Source organism: Streptomyces synnematoformans, from assembly GCF_039531005.1.
GTDB lineage: Bacteria > Actinomycetota > Actinomycetes > Streptomycetales > Streptomycetaceae > Streptomyces > Streptomyces synnematoformans.
The window spans coordinates 1-3258 of sequence record NZ_BAAAPF010000503.1; the positions used below are offsets into that span (position 1 = coordinate 1).

At 77.4% G+C, this 3258-nt stretch carries 5 protein-coding genes; 3 read left to right on the forward strand and 2 right to left on the reverse strand.

The window, feature by feature from the left end:
• Positions 1-468: 468 nt before the first annotated feature.
• Positions 469-753, reverse strand: coding sequence for a helix-turn-helix domain-containing protein (locus ABD317_RS35115; RefSeq protein WP_344295735.1), 285 nt, complete (start codon positions 751-753; stop codon positions 469-471).
• A 54-nt stretch (positions 754-807) separates the two neighbouring features.
• Here ABD317_RS35115 and map point away from each other — a divergent pair, with 54 nt between their 5' ends.
• The 3 genes from map to ABD317_RS35130 all read left to right on the forward strand — a co-directional run bounded on the left by map (position 808) and on the right by ABD317_RS35130 (position 2410).
• Entirely contained in the window at positions 808-1575 is a 768-nt protein-coding gene (gene map / locus ABD317_RS35120) for a type I methionyl aminopeptidase (RefSeq protein ID WP_344295737.1), read from the forward strand.
• A gap of 149 nt (positions 1576-1724) precedes the next feature.
• Positions 1725-2027, forward strand: coding sequence for a hypothetical protein (locus ABD317_RS35125; RefSeq protein WP_344295739.1), 303 nt, complete (start codon positions 1725-1727; stop codon positions 2025-2027).
• Between the two features lie 83 nt (positions 2028-2110).
• Positions 2111-2410: a DUF6343 family protein gene (locus ABD317_RS35130; RefSeq protein WP_027753604.1), complete on the forward strand. Its 300-nt coding sequence runs from the start codon at positions 2111-2113 to the stop codon at positions 2408-2410.
• A 97-nt stretch (positions 2411-2507) separates the two neighbouring features.
• Here the strand turns inward: ABD317_RS35130 and ABD317_RS35135 are convergent, their stop codons facing one another.
• Complete coding sequence (locus ABD317_RS35135; protein WP_344295742.1) at positions 2508-3149, reverse strand: nucleoside/nucleotide kinase family protein; 642 nt, start codon at positions 3147-3149, stop codon at positions 2508-2510.
• Between the last annotated feature and the right edge of the window lie 109 nt (positions 3150-3258).

The window sequence follows — 3258 nt, forward strand, 5'->3', positions numbered from 1 at the left end:
CAGAACGACATGGCTACGATCCGACTTGGTCGCGGGTGACGTCCGCGGTGAAGACCTTGATCTCGTCGCCGGCGTCGGCGACGGTGGCGGTGGCGGGCCCGGGCGGCAGGCGGACGGGCGGCGGCAGGCGCCGCGCGGGACGGTGGACGCGCACCCCGGGCGGCGGGGTGAGGCGCCGGGCGGCCGGTACGAGCACGTCGACGACGCGCACGTCCGCGGCGGCGGGCACGCAGCGGAACCCGTACAGCGCCAGCGCCGCGGAGCCCGTCAGCAGCGCCTCCCCGCGGCCGCCGGCCCGCCCGAGCGCGGCGCGGTAGCGCGTCTCCCAGCCGCCGTGCGGGCTCCCGGCGGGGGCGTTCGCGTACGTCATGGCTGCGCCATGCCCGCCGTCGGCCGCGGCTACGGCGTGCCGGCGGCGGACTCACCGGGTCGGGTGGCGGTGCGGGGTACGGGAGTTGACCGTACGCGCTACGCCGCGTCGGCCGCGGGGTCCGCCGGGGCCTCCGGTCCGGGCGCGGCGCAGGAGCCGGCCAGGGCGTCGAGGGAGATGCCCAGGGCGGCGGCCAGGGCGGCGATCGTGAAGAAGGCCGGGGTGGGGGCGCGGCCGGTCTCGATCTTGCGGAGGGTCTCGGCGGAGATGCCGGCCGCCGCGGCGACGTCGGTCATGCTGCGCTCGCCCCGGGCGGCGCGCAGCAGGGCGCCGAAGCGCTCGCCGCGGCGGCGCTCCTCGGGGGTCAGTGGAGTGCGAACCATGAGCGTGATACTAATACCGGTATAGTAATTGGGAAGCCGAGGGAGAGCCACGCCATGGTCGAGATAAAGAACGACGCCGCGCTGGACGCCATGCGCGAGGCCGGGCGCGTGGTCGCCGACGCCCTCGCCGCCGCGCGGGACGCGGCCGGCGTCGGGGTCAGCCTGCTGGAGCTGGACGAGGCCGCGCGGGAGGTGCTGGCCAAGGCGGGGGCGGGATCGCCGTTCCTCGGCTACCGGCCGTCGTTCGCCACCACGCCCTTCCCCGCGGTCCTGTGCACCTCCGTCAACGACGCGATCGTGCACGGCATCCCCACCGGCTACCGGCTGCGCGACGGCGACCTGGTGTCCGTCGACTGCGGCGCCGAGCTGGACGGCTGGACGGGCGACGCGGCGATCAGCTTCACCGTGGGCACCCCGCGGCCCGAGGACACCGCGCTGATCGCCGCCACGCAGCGCGCGCTCGACGCCGGGATCGCGGCGGCGGTCGCGGGCGGGCGGCTCGGCGACATCTCGTCCGCCGTGGGGCGCGTCGCCGCGGAGGCGGGCTGCGGGATGCCGGCGGACTTCGGCGGGCACGGCATCGGGCGGCGGATGCACGAGGACCCGCACGTGCCCAACCGCGGGCGCCCGGGGCGGGGCTTTCCGCTGCGGCACGGGCTGACACTGGCGATCGAGCCGATGCTGCTGGCGGGGGGCTCGGACGCGTACGGCGTGGACGGCGACGGCTGGACGCTGCGGACGGCGGACGGGAGCCGGGCGGCGCACATCGAGCACACGGTCGCGGTGACGGACGAGGGCCCGCGGGTGCTGACGGCGCGGTGAGGCGCGGGCGGCGCGCCCGCGCCGTGGCGGCCCGGGGGCCGCGGCGTGGGCGGCGGGCGGCCGCGTCAGGACGTCATATGCCGGGGGAAAAAGGGCACAGAGGCCGGGCGGGGCGGGCGCTGTCAGTGGGGGGTTGTAGCTTCCAGGGCATGGACTACCACGACGTTGTCGACGAGCTTGAGTCGGCGGAGCAGGAGCTCGGCCTGGCCGCCTGCGACGTGGACGAGACCGACGGGGCCGGGCTGGACCTGTCGGGGCTGGCCGCCGAGCTGCCGGAGCGGACGGAGCCGACCGGGGCGGGCAGGCCGGGCGCGCCGGCGGAGGTCCGCGGTGCGGCGGACGCGGCGGTGCACGCCGCGCGCAGGGCCCACGGGCTCGCGGACGCCGAGCGGGCGGAGGGGCTGCCCGAGGCGGCCTGGCAGCCGGGCCGGCAGATATCCCTGGCGCGCTAGAGCAGTAGGCGGTCGTGCGCGCGACCTGCTGAGTTGGACCTCGACCCCCGATGGCCGGATGCTGGAGACAGGAGGTGCTATGCATGTGGCCGACCCGCTCCGGTGACGAGCCCGTGCACGCCCGCTCTCCGCTCCGGATGCGTTTCTGGCTGGCGCTCTGGGGAGTGCTCTGGATGATCGCGGGCACCGTGTTCTTCGTCGCCGTCGACCAACCGTTCTGGGCCGCGGTGACCGCGGCTCTCGCCGCCATCACCGCCGTCGACATGGTGGTGGTGCTCCGGCACATCAGACAGGGCCCGCACTTCCAGCCGGGCCGGGACGTACCCCCGTACGAGCCGACGCGCGAAGACGAGGAGCCGCCCAGGCCGAAGCGGCTGCCCTGACGCCGGGGCACGCGCGCCGGCGGGGCGCGGCCGGTGCGGCAGACCCCGACCGTCCCCGGCCGGCCCGTGACCGCCAGCCCCTGCCGGCCCCCACCGTTCAGGGCCGTTCCGGGCGCCAGGCCGGGCGGCGCGGGTCGTCGAGCCGTACGAGCACGTCCGCGGCCTCCGCCGGGCCGGTCTCTTCCTCGTAACGGGCGTAGGCGGGCAGTGTCCAGCGGTCCTCCTCCGGCGTGCGCCGGGCGAGGGCGGCGGCGGAGAGCCGGAGGTGGACGGTCAGGTCGAAGGGGAACCAGCGGCCGAGCAGCAGCGGCCCGTACAGCAGGAGAACGCCGCCGGGCGGGAGCCGGGTGTACGGGCTGCGGGTCGCGCGGTCCGTGACGGGGTCCCAGAGGTCGGGCAGGACGCGGCCGTCGCCGCCGGGCTCCAGCGGGCCGAAGACCTCGCGCCAGAGTGCGCCGGTGTCGAGCCAGGTGTCGTGGTACGCGTCGGGGTCCTCGCGCCCGAACTCGTAGCGGAGGGAGGCCGGCCGCAGGAACCCGCCGGCGTCGAGGACGAGGCTCGCGCGCCCGCGCACGCGCAGGGCGTCGCCGACGCGGGCGGCGAGCGCCCCGGGCTCCGCCGCGGGGGCGCCGTCCACCGCGACGCGCACCCACGGGCTGCCGTCCGCCGCCTTCGACTCCGCGACGCGCTCGGCCAGCGCGTCGGTGAGCCGCTCCCAGGAGATCGCTTCGAGCCGCACGGTTCCATGATGCCGGGCGGCCGGGCGGCGGCGCCCGGCACGGGCCCCGGCCCTTCCGGGGGCGGGCCCGCGGGAGGTTGCACGCCTCAGGCCGCGCGGCTCGGCGGTC